The organism is Cryobacterium sp. MP_M3 (assembly GCF_015752155.1).
GTDB lineage: Bacteria > Actinomycetota > Actinomycetes > Actinomycetales > Microbacteriaceae > Cryobacterium.
In genome coordinates this window covers 1-2,570 of sequence record NZ_JADOVI010000045.1, presented here as the reverse complement: position 1 = coordinate 2,570, position 2,570 = coordinate 1, and the positions used below count along the sequence as shown (strand labels likewise).

The window sequence follows — 2,570 nt, the reverse complement described above, 5'->3', positions numbered from 1 at the left end:
TGAGTATTCGACCGTCTGAGCCCCACCCGATCGTGCGGTTGAGCCCCACCGTTCGTGCGGAAGAGCCCCAGTGGTGGTGTGGCTCAGCACCACCGGTGCTCCCCGTCACGGATTACGCGGTCGCGAGGGCGGCTTGTTCCCTCATATTGTAGGTCCCGGTGTCGACCCAGGTGCTGTTGTGGATGATGCGGTCCATGATCGCGTCGGCGTGGACGCCGGCGCCGAGGCGCTGGTGCCAGTCCTTCTGCTGATACTGGGTGCAGAACACCGTCGACGTCTCGCCGTAACGGCGCTCCATCAACTCCAACAGCATCGTCCGCATCGACTCCGTCGGCCTGTCCAGCAGCCACTCGTCGATGACCAGCAGCGTGAACGCGGCATACTTCCGCAGGAACTTCCCGGCGCCGCCGGTGGCGTCCTGCGCGGCGACCCAGGCCTCCTCGAGGTCGGGCATCCGGACGTAGTGGGCACGGATCCGGTGCTCGCAGGCCCGTTTAGCGATCGCGCAGCCCAGATACGACTTCCCCGACCCAGTGAAGCCCTGGAAGACGACGTTCTGGTGCCGGGCGACGAACGAGCAGGTCCCGAGCTGGGCCAGCAGCTGCCGGTTCAGGCCGCGCTCGTCGAGCAGGTCGATGCGCCGCAGATCCGCGTTCGGATACCGCAGTCCCGCCCGCCGGATCAGGCCCTCGACCTTGGAATGGGTGAAGGCGGAGTAGGCGTCGTCGACGGCCAGCCGGACCCGGTCCTCGAAGGGCAGGCCGATGCTGAGGACCTCGTCCTGGGTGTCGATGGCCTGCAGCAGCTCGCCGGCGTTCATCTCGCGCAGCTTGCGTTTAGTCTCCCCGTCCAGGGCGCTCACCGGTGCCCTCCGGCGTAGTAGGCGCCGCCGCGGACATAGCCGCCATCGTCCGGTGCCGGCTCGGGGACCTGTCCGGTCTTGTCCTGCCCGGTGTCGAGGATCGGTCTCAGGTGCGCGTAGCGGGGAGAGCGGATCGGCCCGCGCAGCGCCAGTGCGCAGGCGGCCTCGAGTCGCGCCGGGGGGAACTTGCGCGACAGCCGCAGGACCGCCAGAGCGGCGTCGAAGCCGGCCTCGTCGATGAACACGGTCTCGAAGATCTTGGCCGTCACTGTCACGGTCGCCGGCCCGATCCGCGCCGCCCACTCCTCGATCCGGGTTCGGTCCCAGGCCTGGAAGCTGCGCCCCTCGGGCAGGTCGGCCTCGTTCGTCCGATACTGGTTACTCGTCGTTGCCGGCAGCAGCAGGTGGCTGGCCAGGCGCTCGTCGCGCCGATAGACCTCCAACATCGTCTCGGTGATCCGCAGGTCGACCAGCGCGCCGATGTGGCTGAAGGGGACGGAGTAGAAGTTCCGCGCCCAGACCACGTGGGCGTTGGCGTTGACCTTCCGTTTGTAGGACCAGGTGCTGATCTCGAACGGCGCCGCCGGCAGCGCCTGCAGCAGCGGCTTCTCCTCGACGGTGAAGACGCTGAGGCGGGACCCGACGCGTTTCTGGAACGGCTCCCGGTTGTAGGCGTCCATCTGTTCCCGGATCCGCAGGCGCAACTGCGCCAGCGAGGTGAACGTCTCGTGCCGTAGGCCGGCGATGACCCAGGTCGCGACATGGGAGACCGTGTTCTCGGTGCTGCTTTTGTCGCGCGGGTGGCGAACTCTGCCGGGCAGCACCGCGGCCGAGTAGTGCGCCGCCATCTGGCGGTAGGAATCGTTGAGAACGACTTCGCCTTCCTTCGGGTGCGAGATGACCCCGGTCTTCAGGTTGTCCGGGACCAGGCGTGGGACGCTGCCGCCGAAGAAGGCGAACATCGCCGTGTGGGCGCGCAGCCACGACTCCTGCTTCATGTCGAGGGTCGCTTCCACGAACGCGTAGCGGCTGAACGGCAGGCACGCGACGAACAGATACACCTTCGAGATCTCGCCCGTCGTGGGATCCAGCAGCTGCATCGTGGGCCCGGACCAGTCGACCTCGATGCTGCGGCCGGCCTTGTGGCCGACCCGAGATGTCGCCCCCGAGACTGCGGCGTGCTCGGCATAGAGGCGGCAGAACCGGTCGTAGCTCATCACTGCCTGCCCGGCCAGTGACGACGCGTCGACGTACTCCTGGTGCAGCAGCTTCAGCGTCACCCCGACCCGGGCGAGCTCGGTGTGCACCCGGCCCCAGTCCGGCTGGGCAAACACACTCTCGTGGACGCCGCGGCCGGGGAACAGCGCCGCATACACCTCGGCCTCCGACAGCTCGGCGACGTCGTCCCAGCCAAGCCCGAGACGCTCTGCCGCATCGAGCACAGCTCGGATGCTGTGCCGGGACATGCCCTGGGCGGACTCGATCGCCCGTCGCGACAAGCCCTGATTACGCAACTGCAGGATCTGCTTCGCTTTGATCTTCCGTACCATTACCGGTACTCCTTCCACCATGTGTCCGTCACATGGTGGAAGGAGCTTTTCAGGTGGGGCTCAACCACGCCGGTGGTGGGGCTGAACGATACGAATCACGAATCTGAACAGTGGGGCTCACTCGCACCAGGGGTGGTGCCCATCGAAGCCAATATTCA

General features: G+C 67.0%; 2 protein-coding genes. Both read right to left on the bottom strand.

Annotation, left to right across the window (positions count from 1 at the left end; genetic code table 11):
• Nucleotides 1-112: 112 nt before the first annotated feature.
• Entirely contained in the window at nt 113-862 is a 750-nt protein-coding gene (locus IWX89_RS18235; RefSeq protein WP_307836627.1) for an ATP-binding protein, read from the bottom strand.
• Complete coding sequence (istA, locus tag IWX89_RS18230) at nt 859-2,412, bottom strand: IS21 family transposase (protein ID WP_196904951.1); 1,554 nt, start codon at nt 2,410-2,412, stop codon at nt 859-861. The genes IWX89_RS18235 and istA overlap by 4 nt, the downstream gene beginning before the upstream one ends.
• Nucleotides 2,413-2,570 lie beyond the last annotated feature (158 nt).